19 protein-coding genes and 2 pseudogenes are annotated in these 25,094 nt (G+C 71.0%); 12 read left to right on the top strand and 9 right to left on the bottom strand.

Features of this window, described 5'->3' with window-relative positions:
* Positions 1-311 precede the first annotated feature (311 nt).
* Positions 312-960 (bottom strand): annotated as a pseudogene (wrbA, locus tag MMA15_RS10425) (NAD(P)H:quinone oxidoreductase).
* Positions 961-1,791: 831 nt separating this feature from the next.
* Between wrbA and MMA15_RS10420 the strand changes: the two are divergent.
* From MMA15_RS10420 to MMA15_RS10405, 4 genes are all read left to right on the top strand, one after another.
* Positions 1,792-2,808: a sigma-70 family RNA polymerase sigma factor gene (locus MMA15_RS10420; RefSeq protein ID WP_241058828.1), complete on the top strand. Its 1,017-nt coding sequence runs from the start codon at positions 1,792-1,794 to the stop codon at positions 2,806-2,808.
* A 593-nt stretch (positions 2,809-3,401) separates the two neighbouring features.
* Entirely contained in the window at positions 3,402-4,163 is a 762-nt protein-coding gene (locus MMA15_RS10415) for a DeoR/GlpR family DNA-binding transcription regulator (RefSeq protein ID WP_241058827.1), read from the top strand.
* A gap of 83 nt (positions 4,164-4,246) precedes the next feature.
* Positions 4,247-5,446 carry a 1-phosphofructokinase family hexose kinase gene (locus MMA15_RS10410; protein WP_241058826.1) on the top strand — a complete coding sequence of 400 codons (1,200 nt, stop codon included), beginning with the start codon at positions 4,247-4,249 and terminating at the stop codon, positions 5,444-5,446.
* The gene (locus MMA15_RS10405) at positions 5,446-7,599 is read left to right on the top strand and encodes a PTS fructose transporter subunit IIABC (RefSeq protein WP_241058825.1); all 2,154 of its coding nucleotides are present in this window, start codon (positions 5,446-5,448) and stop codon (positions 7,597-7,599) included. Before MMA15_RS10410 ends, MMA15_RS10405 begins: the two co-directional genes overlap by 1 nt.
* Before the next feature lie 221 nt (positions 7,600-7,820).
* On the opposite strand, the gene MMA15_RS10400 is transcribed toward MMA15_RS10405, so the two are convergent.
* Positions 7,821-8,873, bottom strand: a complete 1,053-nt coding sequence (locus MMA15_RS10400) for a P1 family peptidase (protein WP_241058824.1) — start codon at positions 8,871-8,873, stop codon at positions 7,821-7,823.
* A 44-nt stretch (positions 8,874-8,917) separates the two neighbouring features.
* Between MMA15_RS10400 and MMA15_RS10395 the strand changes: the two genes are divergently transcribed.
* Positions 8,918-9,133 carry a hypothetical protein gene (locus tag MMA15_RS10395; RefSeq protein ID WP_241058823.1) on the top strand — a complete coding sequence of 72 codons (216 nt, stop codon included), beginning with the start codon at positions 8,918-8,920 and terminating at the stop codon, positions 9,131-9,133.
* Between the two features lie 184 nt (positions 9,134-9,317).
* Here MMA15_RS10395 and mscL read toward each other — a convergent pair whose 3' ends face one another.
* The 6 genes from mscL to MMA15_RS10365 form a co-directional block, all read right to left on the bottom strand.
* The gene (mscL, locus tag MMA15_RS10390) at positions 9,318-9,881 is read right to left on the bottom strand and encodes a large conductance mechanosensitive channel protein MscL (protein WP_241058822.1); all 564 of its coding nucleotides are present in this window, start codon (positions 9,879-9,881) and stop codon (positions 9,318-9,320) included.
* A 78-nt stretch (positions 9,882-9,959) separates the two neighbouring features.
* Entirely contained in the window at positions 9,960-10,646 is a 687-nt protein-coding gene (locus MMA15_RS10385; RefSeq protein ID WP_241058821.1) for a hypothetical protein, read from the bottom strand.
* A gap of 278 nt (positions 10,647-10,924) precedes the next feature.
* Complete coding sequence (locus tag MMA15_RS10380) at positions 10,925-11,767, bottom strand: S-methyl-5'-thioadenosine phosphorylase (RefSeq protein ID WP_241058820.1); 843 nt, start codon at positions 11,765-11,767, stop codon at positions 10,925-10,927.
* 207 nt (positions 11,768-11,974) lie between these two features.
* A complete protein-coding gene (locus MMA15_RS10375; RefSeq protein WP_241058819.1) occupies positions 11,975-12,373 on the bottom strand; it encodes an FmdB family zinc ribbon protein in 399 nt (132 codons plus the stop codon).
* A 66-nt stretch (positions 12,374-12,439) separates the two neighbouring features.
* Positions 12,440-13,822, bottom strand: a complete 1,383-nt coding sequence (locus MMA15_RS10370) for an MFS transporter (RefSeq protein WP_443732563.1) — start codon at positions 13,820-13,822, stop codon at positions 12,440-12,442.
* Between the two features lie 395 nt (positions 13,823-14,217).
* Complete coding sequence (locus MMA15_RS10365) at positions 14,218-15,711, bottom strand: potassium/proton antiporter (RefSeq protein WP_241063124.1); 1,494 nt, start codon at positions 15,709-15,711, stop codon at positions 14,218-14,220.
* Positions 15,712-15,935: 224 nt separating this feature from the next.
* On the opposite strand from MMA15_RS10365, the gene MMA15_RS10360 reads away from it, so the two are divergent.
* Entirely contained in the window at positions 15,936-18,641 is a 2,706-nt protein-coding gene (locus MMA15_RS10360) for a penicillin acylase family protein (protein ID WP_241058817.1), read from the top strand.
* Between the two features lie 131 nt (positions 18,642-18,772).
* On the opposite strand, the gene MMA15_RS10355 is transcribed toward MMA15_RS10360, so the two are convergent.
* Positions 18,773-19,375 carry a 5-formyltetrahydrofolate cyclo-ligase gene (locus MMA15_RS10355; protein ID WP_505016616.1) on the bottom strand — a complete coding sequence of 201 codons (603 nt, stop codon included), beginning with the start codon at positions 19,373-19,375 and terminating at the stop codon, positions 18,773-18,775.
* Positions 19,376-19,510: 135 nt separating this feature from the next.
* Here MMA15_RS10355 and galU point away from each other — a divergent pair, with 135 nt between their 5' ends.
* The 6 genes and pseudogenes from galU to sepX all read left to right on the top strand — a co-directional run bounded on the left by galU (position 19,511) and on the right by sepX (position 24,998).
* Entirely contained in the window at positions 19,511-20,413 is a 903-nt protein-coding gene (gene galU, locus MMA15_RS10350; RefSeq protein ID WP_241058815.1) for a UTP--glucose-1-phosphate uridylyltransferase GalU, read from the top strand.
* Positions 20,414-20,416: 3 nt separating this feature from the next.
* A complete protein-coding gene (glp, locus tag MMA15_RS10345) occupies positions 20,417-21,724 on the top strand; it encodes a molybdotransferase-like divisome protein Glp (RefSeq protein ID WP_241058814.1) in 1,308 nt (435 codons plus the stop codon).
* A gap of 73 nt (positions 21,725-21,797) precedes the next feature.
* Positions 21,798-22,289: pseudogene (gene moaC / locus MMA15_RS10340) on the top strand (cyclic pyranopterin monophosphate synthase MoaC); the annotation flags it as partial.
* Positions 22,290-22,405: 116 nt separating this feature from the next.
* Complete coding sequence (locus tag MMA15_RS10335) at positions 22,406-22,912, top strand: MogA/MoaB family molybdenum cofactor biosynthesis protein (protein WP_241058813.1); 507 nt, start codon at positions 22,406-22,408, stop codon at positions 22,910-22,912.
* A gap of 14 nt (positions 22,913-22,926) precedes the next feature.
* Positions 22,927-23,532, top strand: coding sequence for a GNAT family N-acetyltransferase (locus MMA15_RS10330; RefSeq protein WP_241063123.1), 606 nt, complete (start codon positions 22,927-22,929; stop codon positions 23,530-23,532).
* A 176-nt stretch (positions 23,533-23,708) separates the two neighbouring features.
* Positions 23,709-24,998 (top strand): divisome protein SepX/GlpR, encoded by a 1,290-nt coding sequence (gene sepX, locus MMA15_RS10325; RefSeq protein WP_241058812.1) that lies wholly within the window; start codon positions 23,709-23,711, stop codon positions 24,996-24,998.
* Positions 24,999-25,094 lie beyond the last annotated feature (96 nt).

The raw sequence follows: 25,094 nt of genomic DNA, 5'->3' as shown, positions 1-25,094 counted from the left end.
CGCATGGCCCGGTCATACGGGCTTACGGGCATACGGGAGCGCACATCGTTGCAGCGGTCCGGAGGGAGGACCAGACGCCGCGCGGAAGTTCCATGGGTCCAGTCCACTGGCGGGCGGCGCCCCGGCGCCCGGCGCCCGGCATCCGCCACCTGGCTGTACGGGGAGGGGGAGCGGTGCCGGTGAGCGCCGGGGTGCGCCTGCCGCGGGGTTACGAGCCGTCAGGTCCGTCGACTCCCGGTGGCTGTCGACTCCCGGCGGATGTCGACTCCCGGCGGCTACCGGGAGCTTGCGCCTTTACGTCGGATGGTGCGTCAGGCGGCGAGCCCGGCCTTGACCGCACTGGCGATCCTCACGACGCGCTCGGCCTGTATCCGCGCGGCCTGACGGGCCGTCTCGTCCACCGGCTTGTCGCCCTGGGCGTCGACGTGTGACGTGCCGTAGGGGTTGCCGTCGGCGAACTTCGACGGGTGGGTATAGCCGGGGGCGACGATCAGGCCACCGAAGTGGTGAACGGTGTTGTACAGGGCGAGCAGGGTCGACTCCTGACCGCCGTGCACGGTCGCGGAGGAAGTGAATCCGCTGTAGACCTTGTCGGCCAGCTTGCCCTCCGCCCACAGCCCGCCGAGCTGGTCGAGGACCTGCTTGAGCTGCGAGGAGACGTTGCCGAAGCGGGTCGGCGTACCGAGGAGGACGGCGTCGGCCCATTCGATGTCGCCGGGCAGGGCCTCGGGTATCGCGGCAGCGGCCCGCTGGTGCTCGGCCCAGGCGGGGTTGGCTTCGACGGCGGACTGCGGCGCCAGCTCGGGCGCGCGGCGCAGGCGGACTTCGGCTCCGGCCTTCTCCGTCCGCGGCCTCGCTGATCTCCCTGGCGAGGGCGGCGACGGTACCGGTCGAGGAGTAGTAGACGACGGCGACCTTGAGCTGCGCGGAGCCGGAGTCTGCCGGTGTCGGGGTGATCATGGAACTCCTGTCCAAGTGACTTGCGTTTTCGCTGTGTTGCGGTGCCACGGGCACGCGCCTCTTACGCGTCCTCCCTGAACGAGAGGTCGTTGAAGCCGCAACTACCCACCGGGGACAGTGAATCACTGGTGAGCCTCTGTGATGCGGGGCACAGGCGGAAGTGCAGGCGGAGCGCGGGGAAAGGGCGGGCGAAGGGTGGGGGGAAGGACGGGGGAGGGGGGACTCGTCCGGGCTCCTGGTCGGGGAATTCGACGTGGGGCGTGCGGCGTTGATCGCCACAGGGCAGCTGTCAGGCCCCGGCGCCGCGTCGTTACGTACCTACGTTGCGTAGTGGGCGACTTCGGCGGCGAGGCGGAGCGAGATTGGCCGGATGCGGGTCCGCCGCTTCCGGTTAACGGCCCGGTGGCACCCCGCGCCCGTACGGGGAACGGCCGTTGACCGCTCTTCGTCCCTATGAGCCGGGTCACTCGCGCAACCAACCGCCCCTCCGAGTCGTCTCTAGGAGGGAGAGCAGTCAGTCATGCCGCTGCTCAGCGGGCATGACGAACGGCGCCGAAGACGGCGGACGGCTCGCCTCGCGAACTCGTGCGAGTGCCGCGCAGGCGCATCGGATACTCCTCCGGCGCCCGCTCAGAACGTGCCTCCAGGGTCGTCTCCGCAGCTCGTCCGCCGACGTGGCCGGGCAGGGTACTGCATGATCAGGAAAATGACGCGGCGGTTGGGAATTAAGTCCGGTTTCCGCTCGTTGATTCCTACGGATGGGGGCACCCGACGAGTGCCCGACCAAAGCCACCGACCAGTTTGATTGAGTCCACTCGCAAGGGAGCACGCATGGCAACCCGTGCCGTCGCCCGTCGTCAGGCCACCACGACCGGTGCCACTGACACGGCAAGCAGTGTTCGCGCCGCAGGCAGCGAAGTCGCGGACCGCGACCTGGTCGGCATGTATCTCGACGAGATCGCCCGTACACCGCTGCTGGACGCGGCAAAGGAAGTCGAGCTGTCCCTCGCCATCGAGGCCGGGGTCTACGCCCGGCGAATACTGGACAAGGACGAGGAGCCGCTGAGCGCCGACTCGGCGAGTGCTACCGCGACCCGCGAGGAGCTGGAAGCGATCGTCGCCGAGGGCGAGCGGGCCAAGGACATCTTCATCCGTTCCAACCTGCGGCTCGTCGTGGCAGTCGCCAGGCGCTATCCGCGCAGCGGGCTGCCCCTGCTGGACCTGATCCAGGAGGGCAATGCCGGCCTGGTCCGCGCAGTCGAGAAGTTCGACTACCGCAAGGGCTTCAAGTTCTCGACGTACGCGACGTGGTGGATCCGCCAGGCCATCACGCGCTCCATCGCCGACCAGTCCCGGACGATCCGGCTTCCCGTACATCTCGTAGAGGAGCTGGGACGTATCCGTCGCGTCCAGCGCGAGTTCAACAGGGAGCACGGACGTGAGCCGGAGCCCGAGGAGGTCGCGGCGGAGCTGAGCTCCACGCCCGAGCGCGTCATCGACGTACTGGACTGGGCACGCGACCCGGTCAGCCTGAACATGTCCGTCGACGACGAGGGCGAGACGCAGTTCGGCGACCTGCTGGAGGACACCTCCGCGGCCTCGCCGGAGCAGTCGGTGCTGACGCTGCTGCGCCGCGAGGAGCTGGACGGGCTCATCGGCCGTCTCGACTCCCGTACCGCGTCGATCATCAAGGCGCGCTACGGCATGGTCGACGGGCGTGAGCGCACGCTGACCGAGGTCGGCAAGCAGCACGGCCTGACGCGTGAGCGCATCCGGCAGATCGAGAAGCACGCGCTGCTGGAGCTGAAGAAGCTCGCCTCGGACACCGGCTTCGACGCGGCGGCCTGACCGGCACGCGGGGCGGGGTGCTCGCGGAGCCGCGCCGCAGGGGGCAGCAGAACGGCAGGACGAGCAGAGGCAGCAGTACGAGCAGCACAGAAGCACGCGGAACAACAGGACGAGCGCACTCATCCGCTGCGGTCAGCGAGAGCCAGCGAGCCAGTGGGGTCGGCGGGGTCCGTGGAGTGCACGGGCCCGGCGTCATACGAAGAGCGCGCAGTGATCGGCGGCTTCCATGGCCGCTCCCAGGACGAGTCCCGGTGCCCTCCCCCGAGCGCCGGGACTCTCTCATGCCCGGGTCGGCCGGTGTCTGCTCTGGCTTGTCCTGTGTGCTATCCGGCTCCAACTCCCTTGCCGAGAACCGCCGGCAGCGGCTGGGAACGGTTGCGCCCGTCTCCGGCGGTTCCCTGCCTTGACCCGCCCGGCCTTGCCCGGCCTGGGGGGCGCCCCTGGCGCTTGGGCGCCCTGGAAGAGGGTCCGAACGTGTCTGCATAGGAGCCCGTGCATGCCCGTTTGTGTCCAGGTGTGTTTACATCCAGCCCTTCTGGTCGTAGCGTGCCCGCGGAGTCACACGTTCGGGCATGGAACGGAACCGGGGACACATGTACGCACCGGAGCGTCAGCAGGAGATCCTCCGCCTCGCACAGCAGCGGGGCCGAGTGGAGGTGCTGTCGCTCGCGCGGGAGTTCCAGGTCACGGCGGAGACCGTACGGCGTGATCTGAAGGCGCTCGACAGGGCGGGCGCCATCCGGCGTGTGCACGGCGGTGCCATCCCCGCGGGCCGCCTCGACTTCGAGCCCGACCTGGACGAGCGCGAGGCCTCGGCTCCCGGCGAGAAGGACCGCATCGCACGGGCCGCCCTCGACGAACTGCCGCCCGACGGAAGCGTTCTCCTCGACGCGGGGTCCACGACCGGCCGCCTCGCCGCCTCGATCCCCGTCGACGCCTCGTTCACCGTCGTCACCCACGCACTTCCGCTCGCCGCCAGGCTCGCCGACCACCCGGGGATCGATCTGCACATCGTCGGCGGACGCGTACGTCACCGCACCCGCGCCGCCGTCGACGCATGGGCCCTGCGTACCTACGGCGAGATCAACGCCGACCTCCTCTTCCTCGCCACCAACGGCTTCTCCGTGGAAGGCGGACTCACCACCCCCGATCTGGCTGAAGCAGCGGTCAAGCGCACGTTGATCGCGGCGGCGCGCAGGGTGGTGCTGCTCGCCGACTCCAGCAAGTACGGGCGTGCGCACTTCGCCCGCTTCGGCGGCCTCGGCGACGTCGACCTGGTCATCACCGACACCGGCCTCGACGCGGACGCCGCCCGTGCCGTCGAGAGCAAGGGGCCGGAGGTCAGGTGCGTATGAGCGGCGGACAGGTCGGTGGACGGGCCGGTGGACACAGCGGCGGACACAGCGGTGGGCAGGGCGGCGGACGAATAGGCACCGGGATGAGCACAGGCACAGGAGCCGGCACGGGCACGGCCGTGGGGCGCCCAGCGGCCGGTGGCCACGGCAGGACGCCCGGCACCGTCGTCACCGTCACCCCGAACCCCAGCCTGGACCGTACGTACGAGATCGCCGGGCTCGCCCGAGGAGCGGTGCTGCGTGCCGACGCCGACCGCGTCGACCCCGGCGGCAAGGGCGTCAACGTCTCACGTGCCCTGGCCGCCGCCGGGCTTGCCACCGTCGCCGTCCTGCCGCTCGGCGGGCCCGAAGGCGCCCTGCTCGCCCGGCTGTTGGAGCGCCGGGGCATCGAGGTGGCGGGCGTGCCCGTACGGGAATCGACCCGGGTCAACATCTCGCTGGCCGAGCCAGACGGCAGCCTCACCAAGATCAACGCTCCCGGCCCGGAGATCAGCCCCGAGGAGGCCGAGGCTCTGCTGGAGGCGGCAGGCGAACGCGCCGCCGGTGCCGGAGCCGTTGCCGAGGCCGGACGCGGAGCGGATGCCGAGGCCGGACACGGAGCGGATGCCGAGGCCGGACACGGGGGCGCTGCCGAGAGCGGAAGCGGTGCCGGCACTGGTCGTGCCGGTCGCGGTCCCGCAGCCGGGGCCTCCTGGATCGTGTGCAGCGGCAGCCTCCCCCGTGGCCTCGCACCCGCCTGGTACGCGGGACTCGTCGCCCGCGCCCACCGGCAGGGCGTACGCATCGCCCTCGACACCTCTGGGCCCGCCCTGTCCGCCGCGCTGCGCGAGCGGCCGGACGTGGTCAAACCCAACGCCCACGAACTCGCCGAAGCCGTCGGCCGCCCCCTCGCCACCGTGGGCGACGCCGTGAAGGCGGCCGAGGATCTGCGCGGTGCCGGTGCCGGGACCGTGCTCGCCAGTCTGGGAGCCACCGGCCAGTTGCTGGTCGACGCGACCGGTACGTACTTCGGCAGCGCGGCCCCCGTACCCGTACGCAGCGACGTGGGAGCCGGGGACGCCTCGCTCGCCGGTTTCCTCGGTGCCGGTGGGGCAGGGCCACAGGCCCTGGCATCGGCGGTCGCACATGGCCTGGCGGCGGTGCAACTCCCCGGCAGCGAGATGCCGTGCCCCGCGGATCTGCGCCCCGGCGAGGTCACCGTGACCGCAGAGCCACCCCTGGACCACCCCCTGGGACGCCCGCTGAGCCGTCCCCTGTCCGACAGCGCCAATGGAGCCGTGTGATGAGCGAGTTGATCAAAGCGGAGCTGGTCGCCCTCGACCTGACCGCCGACACCAAGGACGAAGCCGCACGTGCGCTCGCGGAGCGGATGCGCGCCGAGGGACGCGTCACCGACCTCGAAGGATTCCTTGAGGACGTGGCGGCCAGGGAGGCCCAGATGCCGACGGGCCTCGAGGGCGGCATCGGGATACCCCACTGCCGCAGCGCACACGTCGACGAACCGACGCTGGCCTTCGGACGTGCCGCTGTGCCCATCGACTTCGGCGCCGCGGACGGCCCCGCCGATCTGATCTTCCTGATCGCCGCTCCCGACGGAGCCCACGGCGACCACGTCGGCATACTCTCCCGGCTCGCACGGCAGCTCGCCGACGAGGACTTCGCCCAGGCCCTGCGCTCGGTCAGCGACCCCGTGCAGGCGGCGGCACTCATACGCGGCGACTCGACAGCGGACGCAGCGTCCGGCACGGAGACGGGGCTGACGGAGGCGACTTCGAACGCGACTCCGGGGGCGGGAGAGTCCCCGTCCAGCCCGGAGCCGGTGCCGGAGCCGGTCCCGAAGACACAGGCAGAACGAGCAGGCGCCGAGGGCGAGTCGACGAGCAGCGGCGCGAACGACGACGGCGACGCAGCGGATGGTCCTCCGTTCCGGATCGTTGCCGTGACGTCCTGTCCCACCGGAATCGCCCATACCTACATGGCGGCCGAATCCCTGGAACGTGCCGGTCGGGACGCCGGAGCCGAAGTCGTCGTCGAGACACAGGGGTCGGCGGGATTCGAGCGCGTCGACCCCGCCGTCATCGCCGCCGCGGACGGCGTGATCTTCGCGCACGACGTGGAGATCCGAGAGAAGGAGCGCTTCGAGGGCAAGCCCACCGTCGACACCGGGGTCAAGGCCGCGATCAACCGTCCCGCCCAACTCGTCGCCGAAGTAAGGGCGAAGGCCGAACGCGGAGAGCTCTCCGTAAGGGCGCCCCGCCACGGCACCCCCGTGGACGCGGCAGGCGAACCCGGTGACGGCTACGGCACCCGGCTGCGCAAGTGGCTGATGACCGGCGTGAGTTACATGGTCCCGTTCGTCGCCGCGGGCGGTCTGCTCATCGCGATCTCCTTCGCGGTCGGGGGCTATGGCATCGCCGACGCCAAGTCCGTGGCCGACCACTTCTTGTGGACCGAACTCCAAAGCTGGGCAGCCCTGTTCAACCAGATCGGCCAGCTCGCCTTCAGCTTCCTCGTGCCCGTCCTCGCCGGATACATCGCCTACGGCATGGCCGACCGGCCGGGGCTGGTGCCCGGGTTCGTCGGCGGTGCCGTCGCGGTCGAGATCGAAGCCGGATTCCTCGGCGGCCTGGTCGCCGGTCTCCTGGCGGGTGCGCTCGTGTCGGGAGTCCGGCGGGTCGCCGTGCCACGGGTACTTCGCGGCATCATGCCGGTCGTCGTGATCCCGCTGCTGTCCTCGGCCGTGGTCGGCACGCTCATGTTCGTACTCATCGGCAAGCCGGTCGCCACGGCGCAGAAGGCCATGACGGACTGGCTCGGCTCCCTCACCGGCGCCAACGCCGTACTGCTGGGTCTGCTCATCGGGTTGATGATGTGCTTCGACCTGGGCGGCCCCGTCAACAAGGTCGCCTACACCTTCGCCACCGGGGGCATCGCCACATCCGATCCCGGCAACGGCAGCCTGACGATTATGGCCGCCGCCATGGCCGCCGGGATGGTGCCGCCGCTGGGCATGGCTCTCGCAACCGTCGTACGCGGCAGGCTCTTCACCACCGCGGAACGCGAGAACGGCAAGGCCGCCTGGGTGCTCGGCGCATCCTTCATCACCGAGGGCGCCATCCCCTTCGCCGCCGCCGACCCGCTGCGGGTGATCCCGTCGTCCATGGCGGGCGGTGCCGTGACCGGGGCGCTGACGATGACGTTCGGCAGCACGCTGCGCGCACCCCACGGCGGTGTCTTCGTGGTGCCGCTGATCGGCTCGCCGTTGCAGTACCTCGTCGCGATCGCGGCCGGTACGGCAGTCACCACCGGGCTCGTCGTACTCCTCAAGGGAGCGCGGGGGCGCAGGAGTTCGGGTGCCGGGGGCACCGGCGGAAAGCCGGAAGGGAAGCGTGACGAGAAGCGTGAGGAGACCGCGGGGGCGGCCGTGGCGGCGTGACCCGTACCCGCCCGGGTGCCGTCCGGCGGACTTCACCCGGGCTCGCCGCTGCCCGAACGGGACGGTCCCCGCGGCTGGTTGACCCGCCACAGTCCTTGCGCAGGGCGACGTCTTCCCGGGCGCCATCCGTCGGCCGTACGTCGTTGGCCTTACGGACAAGACGCGCGGCCCGGTCCGCAAACGCCCGGCGACCAGCGGCAGTCGTGGCGGAGGCCCCGCTGCTACGACCGCCCGTAGAGGTCCCGGTACGACGGGAAGACGCCGCCGGGACCGTCCACGCTCTCGGCGGCGAGCACCGCCTTGACCACGGCCCGCGTCAGGACATCCGCCGCAGCGCCCAGGAGGTCGTTGAACTCGCCGTCTGCCATGGGGCGTTCGCACGTCGCCAGGCTGAAGACCGTGTCGCCGTCGTGCATCAGATGGACCGGGCGCACCGCGCGGGCCAGCCCGTCGTGGGCCGTGCCCGCGGCCTTCTGGGCCTGGGCACGCGTGAGCACGGCGTCCGTCGCGATCACCGCGAGCGTCGTGTTGAGAGGAGGACGCAGCACACCCGCGGACCGGCGGCCCGTCTCCTCCTGAGCCTCCGTGAGACGCCGTCGCGCCTCCGCGTGGGTGCGCTCCTCGGGCACCGGGGGAGGCGAATCCCACAACTCCCCGTAGAGGGCGCCCGTTTGGGGATGCACTGCCGAGCCCGCGGCGTTGACAGCCGCGATCGCCCCGACGGTGACTCCCGACGGCAGCACGGTGCTCGCCGTGCCCGTACCGCCCTTGAGGCCGCCCACGACCGCGCCCGTGCCCGCTCCGACATTGCCCTGCGGGACGGGCGCTCCCGGCTCCGCCGAGGCCGCGGCCTCCACCGCTTCCCGCCCCAGCGCCGCGTCCGGGCGGGCCTGCCAGCGGCCGCCACGGCCGAGGTCGAAGAGGACCGTCGCCGGTACGACGGGAACGACCTGGGCCGGATCCGGCCCCACCGGCACACCGCGGCCCTCCTCCTCCAGCCAACTCACCACGCCCGAGGCCGAGTCGAGCCCGAAGGCGCTGCCACCGGTGAGTACCACGGCGTGGATGCGTTCCACGACGTTCCGCGGGTCCAGCGCGTCGGTCTCCCGGGTGCCGGGGGCGCCGCCACGGGAGTCGACGCCGGCGACGGCGCCGCCCTCCGGAGCCAGCACCACGGTCGTGCCGGTCAGCCAGCCGGGGCGGTCGGCTTCCGTCCGCTGAGCGTGGCCGACCCGCATGCCCGGCACATCCGTCAGAGCGTCCTGAGGAGTCATACGGCATGGATACCAGGCGCAGGGGGACGCCGTAGGCTTCAGGCATGACCACCGGTTCGCAGCAGCCCGCCGACCCCGCCGCGCGGCTCCAGTTCGACGATCCGCTGAGCCTGCGCTCCGCGGACGACAGCGACAGCGGCTGGGGCGAAGGCCAGGCAGGCGACGGCGGCACGGGCAGGGTCCCCCGGGGGGAGCGCCCGGAGAAGGCCGATGCGGACCTGGCCCGCTTCCTGGAGGAGAAGCCGCCGCACCACCTGTGAGGCCCGCTCCCGGCGCATCCACATCGGTCGGGCCCACATCCGCACGGGCCGCTCCCTCCAGACCCGCACATGCGAGGGTCACCGGCCCCCGGGCCAGCGGCGGCTCTACAGGCGGCGGCCCGGCCACCGTCAGGCCCGCCGTCAGTCGCCGCACCGCCGATCGCGCCGGGGGCCGCAGGCCCGACTACCGCTTCTCCGTGCTCACTTCCGGCCGTCCCTCGTCCCCGTCGCGCTGCTGCCCCAGCGCGCCTTCCGTGCCCGTGGCCCCGGGGTCGGCAGAGCCCGCCCCCGGTCCCGAACCGTCGCGCTGGGCGGCGAGCAGATCGCGGATCTCCGTCAGCAGATCGATCTCGTTCACCTCGGGCGGCGCCTCGGGGGTGCCCTTCCGTGCGGCCAGCCGTTCCTTGTACCTGGTCATCGGCAGGATCATGAGGAAATAGACGACCGCCGCGGTGATCAGGAAGGTCAGCGAGGCGCTGAGCACGGGACCCCAGTTGATCGGGACGCCCTTCACCACTTCGCCCGTGGACTTGTTGATCTCGCAGGGCGCCTTCAGGCAGGAGCTGTACTTGTCCAGGTCCTTCGTGCCGATCGCACCGACCAGCGGATTGATCAGGCCCTTGACGACGGAATCCACGATCTTGCTGAAGGCCGTCCCGACGACGACCGCGACCGCCAGCTCGACCACGTTGCCCCGCATCAGGAATTCCCTGAATCCCGCCAGCAGGCTCTTCTTCTCGCTCTCCACAGCTCCCACGCTCTACGACCTGTCTTTCGTCGATCTTTCCGAGGTACGCGCGGTGGGCTGGGCGGCGGGAGCACGGACTCAGCACAGCGTCACCGCCAGCCTGCCGGCGGCTCCCGCACCGGCGAGTGCGGTGGCCGTCCCGCGCGGCACCCTGAGCACGACGAGCGCTCCGCCGTCCGCCGCACCGACCGGCCCAGTCTCCACGGACCCGGGCAGCCGATCCACCCGGGCGCCCCTGGCCACGACCCTGGAGGACTCGGTGCCGTCCGCGCCGGAGATCACGTCGACGTGGTCTCCCGGACGCAGCAGCCGTACGGCCCCGGCGTCCGCGATCCGTACGGGGACGGACACCGTGGCCGTGCGCCGTCCCGCTCCCGGTGCGCGCTCAACCGCCTGTGACGACACGGCAGTCGGCGAACCGGCGGGCTTCCGCGCGCTCTCGGTGGGTGCCGGAGCGGGACGGTCGGCACGGGCGATCTGACCGGACAGCGCCGCCGCGGCTACGGCGAGGCCCGCAGCGGTGACTCGTCGCCTTCCTCGCGTGATCCGTCGCAGACGGTGTCTGCCGCGCGATCGCGGACGAATCGGTGTGATGTCCGCCACCACGCAGCGGCCGGGAACAGGGCCGGGGCGGTCGCGCCGCTCATAAGGGCGCGAACCGTGGTCACCGTCACCATGGATGCCGCCCGCGCCGCCTCCGCGCGATCCGAGTCGCCGGGCCATCACGATCACCGCCTGCCGTCTGAGCGTCGGAGCGTCGGTCACTCCTCTTCCGCAGCCCAGACTGCCCGCTTTGTGAACTCGCCGGAGAAATCAGAGCAGTTCTGTGGATAACCACGTGGTTGTGGACAAATCCGCCACCCTCACGAGTGCGTCGAAGCATGCTCGCGCCGCCCGCGCCGGGAACTGCACGTAGCGCCTACGCCAGCCGTAGCGGCCCCCGGCCACCCGACTCCCGATCCCTCTGCCCAGCGGGTCTACGCCGCGGACAGCCTCAGACGACCGCCCTGGCCCCTCCGAGCGGCCGGAAGCCTCCGGCCCTCCTAGTCCAGCGCCCCCGGAAGTTCGATGCCCGGGTCCATTCCCCCCAGCGACTGCGCGCAGCCGCAGTCACGCTTCTCGGGCAGCCTGGCGACCGCGTCGAAGAGCACGTTCCGCAGGCGTCCGACGTTCTCACCGAAGACGCGGAGCACCTCCTCGTGCGAGACCCCGTCGCCGGTCTCCGCGCCCGCGTCCAGGTCGGTGACGAGCGTCAACGACGAATAGCAGAGCCCCAGTTCGCGGGCGAGGACGGCCTCCGGATGGCCCGTCATGCCCACCACGGACCAGCCCTGCGCGGCGTGCCACCGCGACTCGGCGCGAGTGGAGAAGCGCGGGCCCTCGACCACGCACAGCGTTCCGCCGTCCACCGCGTCCCAGCCGTGTTCGCGTGCGGCCGACAGCGACGCCCGGCGCCCGTTCTCGCAGTAGGGGTCGGCGAAGGCCACATGTATGACGTGCGGAGTCGTGCCGTCGGGCAGCGGCTCGCCGTCGAAGTACGTCTGCGCACGCGACTTGGTGCGGTCGACGAGCTGGTCCGGCACGAGCAGCGTGCCCGGCCCGTACTCCGGGCGGAGCCCTCCGACGGCGCAGGGGCCCAGCACCTGCCGCGCACCCACGGAGCTCAACGCCCACATGTTGGCGCGGTAGTTGATCCGGTGCGGTGGCAGATGGTGCTTGCGGCCGTGCCGCGGCAGGAAGGCGACCCGGCGCCCGGCCAGCTCGCCGATGAAGAGCGAGTCGCTCGGTTCTCCGTAAGGGGTGTCGACCGCGACCTCGGTCACGTCGTCGAGGAAGGAGTAGAAGCCGGAACCGCCGATGACGCCGATCTCTGCCTGTTCACTCATGCGGGCCACCCTACGGGCAGCCGCGGAGCGTGCGCGGCCGGACCGTACAGCCTCGGCCTCCGGCACGTACCGGGGCCCACTACAGGTCCCGGGCCAAAGCCCGGATGGGGTCGTGACCGGGGCTCGGGTGCCGGGTGCGGGCCGAAAACCGGGCCCCGACGGAATCGGGGCCCTGACCGGGATCGAAGCGGGACGCCCGAGCGGGCCTCAGGCGGCCGAAGTGCCCGCCTTCGCGGTGCTCTTGGAGCCGCTGCCGCCGGACGAGCCGGAGCCGGACGTCGAGCCCGACTTCGCGCTGTCCGAGGAACCCGACCCGGACTTGGAGTCCGAGGACGAAGAGGACGACGAGTCCGAACTCGAAGAGGAGTCGCCGCCCGAGGACGAGGAGTCCGAGGAAGCGGACGAGGACTTGCCTCCGCCCGTGGAGGAACTACGGCTGTCGTTGCGGTAGAAGCCGGAGCCCTTGAAGACGATGCCGACGGCCGAGAAGACCTTCTTCAGGCGGCCCTCACAGCTCGGGCACTCGGTAAGCGAGTCGTCGGTGAACTTCTGCACCACCTCGAGGCCCTCGCCGCACTGGGTGCACTGGTACTGGTACGTCGGCACGTTCTCCTCCTGGCACTCTTACTCGGTGAGTGCTAACGACGCTCCATAGTGCAGCATTCCCGCGCCTCAGTCCACTGGGACGGCTGGACGGTGACCCACCCCACCCCCGTACGAGCCATGGCCCGTTCCCACGGTCAGCCGACGGCGGAAGAGGACGAGAGCGGCCAGCGCCAGACCCGTGCCCGCGAGCGGTGCGAAGAAGCCCGCGCCCGCGCCCGCGACGTCCGTGAGCTGGCCTGCGGCCATCGAACCCGACGCCTGCCCCAGCGCCACCGCCCCGGTCAGCCAGGTGAACGCCTCCGTACGGAAGGAAGCGGGCACCAGCAGCTCGACCAGGGTGAAGCCAGTGATCATGGAGGGTGCCACCCACAGTCCGAGGAGCAGTCCCAGGGCGCCCAACAGCGGCAGCGGCGGCGCGAGTTGGGCCGAGACGGCGAGCGTGAGCGCGGCGAGGACGAGCAGCGGATAGGCGATCAGCAGCCGGATGTCGGCGCTGCGCCGCCAGCGGACCGTTCCGACGGCCAGGGCGGCCGACATGTTGCCCGCCGCGAAGACGCCGTAGAGGACGCCGTTGAGTTCCGGGGCGTCCGCGGCCTGTGTGAACGCCGCGACCGAGACCTGCATGCCGCCGAAGACCGTGCCTATGCCGAGCAGTACGGCGATGAGCACGCGCACGCCGCGGACGCCCAGCGCCGACCCTCCGCCGACGCGGGCTCCTCCGCCGTCGGCCCGACCGCCGTCGCGGTCACGCTTGCTCGCGGCGCTGCGCCCGTCGCCTCCGTTGCCACGGTCGCCTCCGCTTGCCCCGTCGCCCTCGGCCCGGCGGAGGCCCGGTCGTGAGTCCCCGCGGATCTCGGGCTGGGTGGCGCGCTGTGCGGCGAAGAGCAGTCCGCTGCCGAGCATCAGGGCGGCCTCCGCGGCCAGTCCGGCCGCAGGGTGTACGCCGGTGCACAGCGCGGTCGCCAGTACGGGGCCGACGACGAAGCTGAACTCGTCCGTCACCGACTCGAAGGCCGCCGCCGTCGTCAGCAGCGGGGAGCCGGCGGCGCTGCCCTCTCGACTCGAACCGTGCGCGCTGCTCGAACCGTCCGCGCGGCCCGAACTCCCGGCTCCGTCCACGTCGTTGGCGTCGCCCGCCCCGTTCGTGCCCTGCGCCTCGTCCGCCTCAACTCCCGTAACGCCCGTAACGTCGGCGGCACCCGTAACTCCCGACCCCTCCGCACCGCCCAGGCATGCCGACCAACGTGCCCGCACCATCGGGCTGATCTGCGGAATGCTCGCGCCTGCCGGTACGGCGGCCGCGAAGAGCGCCCACAGCGGCGCCCCGCCGAGTGCCAGGGCGATCAGTGCCGAGACCGACAGCGTGTGCAGCAGCAGATAGGGGACCAGCACGGCCCGTTGTCCGAAGCGGTCGGTGAGCCTGCCGCCCTGCGGGGCCAGCAGTGCCATGGAGACGCCCGACACCGCGGTGACGATGCCTGCCGCCCCGTACGAGCCGGTGGTGTGCTCGACCAGCAGCACCGTGCCGATGCCGAGCATGGCTATGGGCTGACGGGCCAGGAAGCCCGGTATCAGGAAGCGCCATGCGCCGGGTGTGCGCAGCAGTGCGCCATAGCCGGTACGGCGGCCTCCGGTCGCTGTGGCCGGGGTTGCCACGGCCGAGCCTCTCTGCCACCTGGTAGCGCGTGGGCGGTCGCGCCGAAGGCTGTCCTCTCGCGCGGTGCCTACGGCCGCGCCAGCCCTGCGTCAGGCGGAAACGGTGAACTGTCCCTGCGCGCACGAGGATAACGGCCGCATCCGTGCCCGTGACCCCCGCGAACGGGCCCGCCCCCGGGTCCCCTTGATCAGCCCTGCCGCAGCCATCCCGCGAGCTTGCCGCCCCGCCCCACGTCGAGCAGCCGCTGCTCGGTCTGGTCGCGTACCTCGTCCGTGGCCACCACCAGCAGTTCGTCGCCGTGCCGCAGCATCGTCGTGGGCAGCGGTACGAAGCTGCTGCCGTCCCGTACGACCAATGTGACGGCGGCGCCCGGCGGCAGGCGCAGTTCGGTGATCTCCACGCCGTGCATCTTGGAGTGCTCCGGGATCGCGACGGACAGAAGATGGCCGCGCAGCCGTTCCAGCGGGGCGGACTCGATGTCCAGGTCCATGGGTTCCTCGCTGTCGCTGAGGTTCAGCTTGCGCGCGACCCAGGGCAGCGTCGGCCCCTGCACCGCCGTGAAGATGATCACGAGCATGAAGACGATGTTGAAGATGCGCTCGCTGCCGTCGACTTCGGCGACGCGGGGAATCGTCGCCAGCACGATGGGCACCGCTCCGCGCAGCCCCGCCCACGACAGCAGCGCCTGGTCCCGCAGGCGGCGCCCGAAGGGAAGCAGGCTGCACAGCACCGACAACGGGCGGGCGACGACCGTCAGCGCGAGCCCGACCCCGATGGCCGGCCAGAAGTCGTCGAGCAGGTCGTGCGGGGTGACCAGCAGGCCGAGCAGCACGAAGAGCCCGATCTGCGCGATCCACGCCAGCCCGTCGGCGAAGCCCCGGACGGCAGGGCGGTGCGGCAGTTTCGCATTGCCGAGCACCAGCGCCGTGACGTACACCGCGAGGAATCCGGAGCCGTGCAGCAGCGCCCCGCTCGCGTAGGACAGCACACACAGCGCCATCACGGCGATCGGATAGAGGCCGGAGGCGGGCAGTGCCACCCGCCCCAGGCTCAGTTCGCCGAGCCTGCCCACCACCAGCCCGATCACCAGGCCGATGGCGAGTTCCAGCACGATCTCGGCCACGAGCACGTACCAGTCCCCGGGCGCGAAGTGGAGCTGGGAGAAGGCCACTACGAGGATGACGACGGGTGCGTCGTTGAAGCCGGACTCCGCCTCCAGCACGCCCGCGAGCCGTTTCGGCAGCGGCACTTTGCGCAGTACGGAGAAGACCGCGGCGGCGTCGGTGGAGGAGACCACGGCGCCCATCAGCAGCGCGGCCTGCCAGTTGAGACCTACGAGGTAGTGGGCGGCGGAGGCGGTGACCAGGACGCTGACGCCGACTCCGACGGTGGAGAGCACGGCGGCCGAGGGGACGGCGGGGCGGATCTCACGCCACTTGGTGCTCAGTCCGCCCTCGGTGAGGATGACCACGAGGGCGGCGTAGCCGAGGGTGCGGGTCAGTTCGGCGTTGTCGAACTGCACGCCCAGACCGTCTTGTCCGAGCGCGATGCCGATGCCGAGATAGACCAGCAGGCTGGGCAGCCCGCTGCGGGAGGAGAGCCTTACCGCCGCGACTGCGAAAAGCAGGACGAGGGTGCTGAGTAGGAGCAGGTGGTTGAGGCGGTCGACACTCAGGGGCAGATCCTCTCTCTCGGGGCTTTCTCGGAGGAAGCGAAGTCCGTTCCAGATCCGCCAGTTCGTTCATGTGGCTAACAATTTACCATTGCTTGAATGTCGCGGACGGTACGGGCGTGACTCACTGTGTAGCGCCGCTCCGGCTCCGCCTATGGTTGGTCCGGCGTGGCTCCGACAGCTCCGTACCGGTCCTCACGCCCAAGGTCCACCCTGCCCCTCGAAGGACAGCGATGCCCGCCAAGAAGACCTCGCGACGCGCCCGTCTGATCGTGATCGCAGTCGTGCTGCTGCTCGTGGCAGGTGTCGGCGGCGGCACCTTCTGGACGATCAGCACCGTGCGCGACTCCTTCCCGCAGACCACCGGTTCACTGAAGCTGAAGGGGCTTGAGGACCCGGTGACCGTGCAGCGGGACCGCGAGGGCATCCCGCAGTTGTACGCAGACAGTTCGAGCGACCTGTTCACCGCGCAGGGGTACGTGCAGGCGCAGGACCGCTTCTGGGAGATGGACGTACGCAGGCACACCACGGCCGGGCGGCTGTCGGAGATGTTCGGCGCGAGCGAGGTCAAGACGGACGCCTTCCTCCGCACCCTCGGCTGGCGCCGGGTCGCCGAACGCGAGTACGCCCGGCTGTCCGCGGAGAGCAAGGCCAACCTCAAGGCGTACACGGCGGGCGTCAACGCCTACTTGAAGGATCACAGGGACTCGGCCGCTTCGCTGGAGTACGCGGCGCTCGGGCTCTCCAACGACTACAAGCCGCAGAAGTGGGACCCGGTCGACTCCGTGGCCTGGCTCAAGGCGATGGCCTGGGACCTGCGCGCGAACATGTCGTCCGAGATCGACCGCGCGCTGATGGCCGGGCGCCTCACAAGCGACCAGATCGCCCAGCTCTATCCGGACTATCCGAAGGAGCGGAACAAGCCGATCACCGAGGGCACGGTCAGCCGCAAGAGCAAGGAGTTCGAGCCGACGGGCAGTTCGGCCACCTCGCCCGACGGCGGCGGCCCGGCAGCGCAGCAGGCCGTGCGCAGCGCGGGCTCTCAGCTCAGCTCCCTCGCCACTCGGCTCGACGAGATCCCCTCGCTGCTCGGCCCCAGCAACAGCGGAATCGGCTCCAACTCCTGGGTGGTGTCCGGGCAGTACACGACGACCGGCAAGCCGCTGCTGGCCAACGACCCGCACCTCGCACCCCAGTTGCCGTCCATCTGGTATCAGATGGGGCTGCACTGCCGGACGGTCACCAAGTCCTGCCCGTACGACGTCTCCGGGTTCACCTTCGCGGGGCTGCCCGGCGTCGTCATCGGTCACAACCAGGACATCTCCTGGGGCATGACGAACCTCGGCGCGGACGTGACCGACCTGTATCTGGAGAAGTTCAAGGACGGCGGCTACCTCTACGACGGCAGGCGGCGCCCGTACAAGACCCGCGAGGAGACCATCAAGGTCGCGGGCGGCGAGAGCCGGCGGATAACGGTGCGCGAGACCGACAACGGCCCCGTGATCTCCGACCGCGACCGGGAGTTGCGCAAGGTCGGCGAGGAGTCACCCGTGGACAACGCCGCACCCGACCGCGGCGACGGCTACGGCGTCTCGCTGCGCTGGACGGCGCTGAAGCCCACCAAGACCATGGACGCCGTCTTCGCCTTGAACCGCGCGTCCGACTTCGGCGAATTCCGCGCCGCGGCAAGCGACTTCGCCGTCCCGTCGCAGAACCTGATCTACGCCGACACCAAGGGCAACATCGGCTACCAGGCGCCCGGACGCATCCCGGTGCGCGGCGAGGGCGACGGGCGCTACCCGGCGCCCGGCTGGGACCCGCGCTACCGCTGGAAGGGATATGTGCCGCAGAAGGCGCTGCCCTGGGAGTACAACCCGGCCCGCGGATACATAGTCACCGCCAACCAGGCCGTCGTGGACGAGGAGAAGTACCCCTATTTGCTGACCAGGGACTGGAGTTACGGCACCCGCAGCCAGCGCATCAACGATCTGATCAGCTCGAAGATCGCCGACGGCGGCAAGATCTCCATGGGCGACATGCAGACCATGCAGATGGACAACAGCAGCGAGATCGCCAAGCTGCTCGTGCCGTACCTGCTGAAGATCGACATAGAGGACGAGTACGTACGGGACGCGCAGCGCCTCCTCGAAGGCTGGGACTACACCCAGGACGGCGACTCCGCCCCCGCCGCCTACTTCAACGCGGTCTGGCGCAACATGCTGCTGCTGGCCTTCGGCAACAAACTCCCCAAGGAGCTGCGCGTCAAGGGCGACTGCCTCAATGTGCGCCCCTCCGACGAGTCCGGTCCCGTCGACGACCTGGACGGCAACACCCGCCTGGTACGCGAGTGCGGAGTGCGGGACGCGGCCTCGGCACAGCCGGACGGCGGCGACCGCTGGTACGAGGTCGTACGCAATCTGATCAAGGACGAGCACAGCGACTGGTGGAAGACGCCCGGCAACAACGGCCGCCACGGCGACCGTGACCGCGACGAACTCCTCGCGCACGCCATGAAGAACGCACGCTGGGAGCTGACGTCCAAGCTCGGCAAGGACATCGACTCCTGGAGCTGGGGACGTCTGCACCATCTGATGCTGAAGAACCAGACGATAGGGACCGAGGGCCCTGGCTTCATGCAGTTCCTGCTCAACCGCGGCCCATGGGACCTCGGCGGAGGCAAGGACGCGGTCAACGCCACCGGCTGGAACGCCGCGGGCGGCTACGACGTCATCTGGGCGCCGTCGATGCGGATGGTCGTCAGCCTTGAGAACTTCGACAAGTCGCGCTGGATCAACCTCACGGGCGCCTCGGGCCACGCCTACAACCCGCACTACGTGGACCAGATGGACAAGTGGTCCGAAGGGGCGCTGCTGCCCTGGGCGTTCAGCCAGCGGGCAGTGGAGAAGGGCACCGAGGAGAAGATGGCGCTGACGCCGTAGCGGGTGTCCGCAGCCGCAGCCGCAGCCGCAGCGGTTGCCGTTGCGGGAGTCCGTAGCCGTAGACCTGGCCGGTGCCGGTGCCGGTTGCCGTGAGCCGTTCCCGAGCGTCGCGGCGGCCGCCGGGCGGCGCGTCAGCCGTGGTGCGGCGGAGGCGCCGTGAAGCGGTGCACCGCCGACGGCGTCACCGCCGCCGCCACCGGCAGGTCGTGCGGCTCCGCCGGTACCGAGCCGACGAGTTCGGCGTCGTAGAGCAGCACGGCCAGCGCCGGACGCACGCCCGCGGCCCCGATCCGCGCCAGCACACGGTCGTACGAACCGCCGCCGCGCCCAAGCCTGATGCCCTGGCCGTCGACGGCGAGCCCCGGCAGCAGCACCGCGTCGGCCTCCGTCACCGCGTCCGGGCCCAGACGCGGACCGTCCGGCTCCAGCAGGCCCCTGCGAGCGGGCGTCAGCCTCTCCCGGCCCTCGTACACCGCCCAGTCCAGGTCGTTGTCCGCCAGCAGCACCGGCAGCAGCACCCTTACGTCGCGGGCGCGCAGCGCCTCCAGCAGGGGTCCCGTGCCGGGCTCGCGCCCCACCGAGACGTAGGCGGCGACCGTGCGTGCCTCTGCCAGTTCGGGCAGCTCCAGCGCGCGTTCGGCGAGCACGGCGGCCGTCGCCTGTGCGTCGTTCGCCGTCAATCGGGCCCTCACCGCGAGGATGCTCTCCCGCAACGCGTGCTTACTACCGTGGATTTCGCCCAACGCTGCTTCCGGTCCCTTCGGTGTCGCGAGCGGTCGCGGTGGCCCCCGGTGTGCGAGTGCTCATACCCGTGCATATCCGTGCGAAGCCTTACCTTCAGCACAAAGCCACCGGTTATCGTGCGGGACATGACTACTTCCCGAGCACGGATCACCAAGGCTGTCATTCCGGCCGCGGGTCTGGGCACCCGCTTCCTGCCCGCCACCAAGGCCACGCCGAAGGAGATGCTCCCGGTCGTCGACAAGCCGGCGATCCAGTATGTGGTCGAGGAAGCCGTCACGGCCGGGCTTTCCGACGTACTGATGGTCACGGGCCGCAACAAGCGCCCGCTGGAAGACCACTTCGACCGCAACTACGAACTCGAGCAGGTCCTGCGCGACAAGGGCGACGAGACCAAGCTCAGCCGCGTCGAGGAGTCCAGCGACCTGGCGACCATGCACTACGTACGCCAGGGCGACCCCCGCGGACTCGGCCACGCCGTCCTCTGCGCCGCGCCGCACGTCGGCGACGAGCCCTTCGTCGTACTGCTCGGCGACGACCTCATCGACCCGCGCGACCCGCTGCTCACACACATGACGCGGGTGCGCGAGGAGCACGGCGGCAGCGTGATCGCGCTGATGGAGGTCCCGCAGGAGAGCATCCACCTCTACGGCTGTGTGGCCGCCGCCCCCACCGAGGAGACCGACGTCGTACGCATCTCCGGCCTGGTGGAGAAGCCCCCGGCCGAGGAGGCGCCGTCCAATCTCGCGATCATCGGGCGCTATCTGCTCGACCCGGCGGTCTTCGAGGTGCTGCGCAAGACCGAACCCGGCCGCGGCGGCGAGATCCAGCTCACCGACGCCTTGCAGACGCTCGCCGCCGAACCGTCCCTCGGCGGCCCGGTGCACGGCGTCGTCTTTCGCGGCAGGCGCTACGACACCGGCGACCGCGCCGACTATCTGCGCGCCATTGTCAGACTCGCATGCGAACGTGAGGATCTGGGCCCGGAGTTCCGGGACTGGCTGCGCGGCTTCGTCACCGAGGAGATGTGAGGCTTGAGCGAGACCTGGTCGGTCGAGGAGCACCTTGACGACATCCTCAGCAGTGTCCGCCCCCTTGAGCCCATCGAGCTCCAACTGCTCGACGCACAGGGGTGCGTGCTCGTCGAGGACGTCACGGTGCCCTCGCCGCTGCCCCCCTTCGACAACAGCTCCATGGACGGGTACGCGGTGCGTACGGCCGATGTCGAAGGCTCCTCCGAGGAGTTCCCCGCGGTGCTCTCCGTCATAGGGGATGTCGCGGCGGGGGAGGGCGACCTCCCCGTGGTCGAACGCGGCCAGGCCGCCCGCATCATGACCGGCGCCGCGCTGCCGCCGGGAGCCGAGGCCGTGGTCCCGGTGGAGTGGACGGACGGCGGCCTGGGCGGCGGCCCTGTCGAGACGATGAGCGCCCGCAGCCTCGACCCGGGGGGCGCCGCCGGTGAGGTGCGTGTGCACCGTCCCGTCGAGCGGGGCCAGCATGTGCGCCCGCGCGGCAGCGACGTCCGGGCGGGCACGGTCGCGCTCAGCGCGGGCACCGTCCTCGGCCCGCCCCAGGTGGGTCTTCTCGCCGCCATCGGCCGCGGCACGGTCAGGGTGCGTCCGCGCCCCCGGGTGGTCGTGGTCTCCACCGGCAGCGAACTCGTCCAGCCCGGCGCGATGTTGGGCTCCGGCCAGATCTACGACTCCAACAGCTATGTGCTCACGGCGGCGGCCCGCGACGCCGGTGCGATCGCCTATCGCGTGGGCGCGGTCGCGGACGACGCCGACACTCTGCGCGCCACGATCGAGGACCAGCTCATCCGTGCCGACATCGTCGTCACCAGCGGCGGCGTCAGCGTCGGTGCGTACGACGTGGTCAAGGAGGTGCTGTCGCAGATCGACGGCGGCAGCGGCAGCGTGGAGTTCCGCCGCCTGGCGATGCAGCCCGGCAAGCCGCAGGGCTTCGGCCTGATCGGCCCCGACCGCACCCCGGTGCTGGCCCTCCCGGGCAATCCGGTCAGTTCCTACGTCTCCTTCGAGCTGTTCGTACGTCCGGCGGTGCGCGCCCTGATGGGCAGCGCTTCCGTACGGCGGGAGACGGCGCGGGCCCGCCTGGAGGCCGACGAGGCGCTGACCTCGGCGGAGGGCAAACGCCAGTTCCTGCGCGGCAGTTACCTGCCGCCGGGCCCCGGGGAGACGACCGGGGTGGTCCGTCCCGTGGGAGGCGCGGGATCGCACCTGATCGCTGCCCTGGCACAGGCGAACTCACTGATCGACGTCCCCGAGAAGACCACGCGCCTCGCCCCGGGCGAGGAGGTGACCGTGGTACCGCTGGACGGCTAGCGCCGCCGTGGCAGAGCCGAGGCGCCGCGAGCCCGGTACCGTATCCGGTCACAGGGACGGTCTCGGGAGCACGATGAGCAGCGCAGAGCAGCAGCACCTCACCCACATCGACGAGGGTGGGGCCGCACGCATGGTCGACGTCTCCGCGAAGGACGTCACGGCGCGCACCGCCGGGGCGTCCGGCCGCGTGCTGGTCTCCCCTCGCGTCGTAGAACTGCTGCGCGGCGAGGACGGCGAGGGCCTGCCCAAGGGGGACGCCCTGGCCACGGCCCGTATCGCGGGCATCATGGGCGCCAAGCGCACCCCGGACCTCGTGCCGCTGTGCCACCCGCTCGCGGTGTCGGGGGTGACCGTGGATCTGTCGGTGACCGACGAGGCCGTCGAGATCAGGGCACGCGTGAAGACCACGGACCGTACGGGAGTGGAGATGGAGGCGCTGACGGCGGTGACGGTCGCGGCCCTGACGGTGGTCGACATGGTGAAGGCCGTCGACAAGTCCGCGGTGATCTCCGATGTACGGGTCGACGAGAAGAGCGGTGGCCGCTCCGGTGACTGGACGCGCCCCGCGGGGAGTTGGTCGGGCCGCCGCGGACGCGGCGACAGCAGGGACTTCGACCCGGACGCTCAGCCGGACCGGTCCGGCGGGTCCCGGTCCGGGTCCGGCGGTGAGGAGTCCGCCGTATGAGCCCGGCACCGCACCCCTACCGCGCTCTCGCCGTCACGGCGTCGAACCGCGCCGCCGACGGCGTCTACGAGGACACGGGCGGCCCGCTGCTCGTCGAAGGGCTGTCCTCCATGGGCTTCGACGTGGACGGCCCGAGCGTCGTACAGGACGGCGAACCGGTGGCGGAGGTGCTCGCCGCCGCTGTCGCCGCGGGCTACGACGTCGTACTGACCACCGGCGGCACAGGCATCTCGCCCACCGATCACACTCCCGAAATGACGCGCCGCGTCCTCGACTACGAGATCCCCGGCATCGCCGAGGCGATCCGCGCCGAGGGCGTCGGCAAGGTGCCGACGGCCGCCCTCTCTCGGGGCACGGCGGGCGTCGCGAAGAGCACGCTGATCGTGAACCTCCCGGGTTCGTCGGGCGGTGTGCGTGACGGACTCGCCGTACTGGGACGGCTGTTGGTGCACGCCGTAGACCAGATCCACGGCGGAGACCACCCCAGAGGGGACTCCAACTGAACGCGTCCTGGCCGATCGTGCTGACGGACGGTGCGACCACCCTCCGTCCTATAAAGCTGCGCGACCAGCGCGCCTGGCGCGAGGTGAACCAGCGCAACCGCGAGTGGCTGCGCCCCTGGGAGGCCACCATCCCGCCCGCTCCGCCCGGTCTGACACCTCCGAACCGCCCCTCGTACCGGCAGATGGTCCGGCATCTGCGCGCGGAGGCTCAGGCAGGCCGGATGCTTCCGTTCGTCGTCGAGCATCAGGGGCGTCTCGCGGGCCAGTTGACGGTCGCGGGAATCACCTGGGGGTCGATGTGCTCGGGCCATATCGGCTACTGGATCGACCGCGAGGTCGCCGGACGCGGAGTGATGCCGACGGCAGTGGCGCTCGCAACGGACCACTGTTTCCGTACGGTCGGACTTCACCGCATCGAGATCTGCATCCGCCCCGAGAACACCCCGAGCCGTCGCGTGGTGGAGAAACTCGGCTTCCGCGAGGAGGGGTTGAGGCCCCGGTATCTGCATATCGACGGTGCGTGGCGCGACCATCTCGTCTTCGCTCTGACCACCGAGGAAGTGCCGGAGGGGCTGCTCGCGCGCTGGCACCGCACCTCACCCGGCGCCTCACGTAAATAAAATAGGCGTTCGATATTGGGGTGCTCGTCTGAACACCCCACGCACGCACGGCAATTGAGAACGCCGGGAGGTTTACGGGTCAACGCCGGTGAAAAACATGGAGAGATCAGCCTGATCGTGCGACACACCGCCGTATTTGGCAGATGGCTGCGGCCGAACCCCTCTACCGTGTGAGGGTGAACAGCAGTGGCCTCATTTACGCAGTCATCGTCGGGGCCTGGGCTGCCTACTTGGTGCCGATGTGGCTCCGCAGGCAGGACGAGCTGAACGAATCCCGTCCGACGGAACGCTTCAGCACCGCCATCCGTCTGCTGTCCGGCAAGGCGGCGATGGAACGGCGCTACGCCAGGGAGAACGAGCGCCGCGGCGGCGAAGACCCAGAGGAGAACGGCGATCTGCCGCTCCCCGACGGCAGCCGCGTCGCCGAGCACGACGAAGTGCCGCACGCCGCCGACGAGTTGGACGGGGCGGACGATCTGGACGACCTGGACGGCGCCGACGAGTCCGTCGACGTACGTGCCTTCGCCGACCCCAAGACCATCGTGGGCGACGACGCCACGGGCGCTCCCACCGAGGTCCTCGGCGCAGCTACTGCGAAGCCCGCGTCGGTCTCGTCCCCTGTGCCGGGCTCGGCGTCCGCGTCGGCGGCTTCCGGGGACCGTGCCGGTGGCGGCGACGCCGGTGCACGGGGCGGGGACGGACGCAGCAAGGCGGAGCGCGACAAGGCCAGGCAGAAGAACAAGCGGGCCAAGGTGCTCGCCCGGCGCCGCCGCACCACGATGGTGCTCTTCCTCGCCTTCACGGCCGGCACGATCGTCGCCGCCGTCGGCGGGCTCGCCTTCCTGTGGGCCCCTGGCGTGCCCGGGGTGCTGCTGAGCGCGTACATCGTCCACCTGCGGGTGCAGGAGCGCCGCCGCTTCGCGCGCACCATGGACAAGCGGCGCGCCGAGCCCGCGACGAGGGAGCCGCACGCACAGACCGGGGACGAAGAGGCGGCCACCGAAGGGGCCCCCGGGGTGGAGACGGGCGGCTTCCACGCCCCCGCCGGGCAGTCCACGGCACCGGAGCGTGCCTCCGGGGCGCACCGGGAGGAGCCCGCGGCGGCCGACAGGCGCGCCCTCGTCGAACAGACCGACCACGCGGAGTGGGTCGACCAGCAGCGCGACGGCGACCGCGTTCCCGACGGCGGCTGGGACCCCGTCCCGGTGCCCCTGCCGACGTATGTCAGCGCGCCGGTAGCCCCGCGCAGCACCCGCGGCGTCGACCTGGAGGCACCGGGCACGTGGAGCTCGGCCCGCTCCAGCAGCGCGGCCGGCGAACCGCAGCCGTTCGCCCGCCCGGGACAGCACCAGGACGAGGAGTCCTCGGCGCCCGTTTCCGGCACCGGCCGCGGCCGTGGGCGGCGCCAGACCCCGCTCTTCGACCAGTACGAGGACGGGGAACGCCCGCGAGCGGCCAACGAGTGACCACGTGGGACGAGGCCGCAGCCTGCGTCCCGCCCTGTGCCGTCCTCTGCCCTCGTAGCGCGGTGACCAGCACAGGAACGGATTACCGCCGGGCCC

It is taken from the genome of Streptomyces marispadix, from assembly GCF_022524345.1.
Classification (GTDB): Bacteria; Actinomycetota; Actinomycetes; order Streptomycetales; family Streptomycetaceae; genus Streptomyces; species Streptomyces marispadix.
The sequence above is the reverse complement of the archived record's forward strand: the minus strand, read 5'-3'. Positions and strand labels throughout refer to the sequence as shown.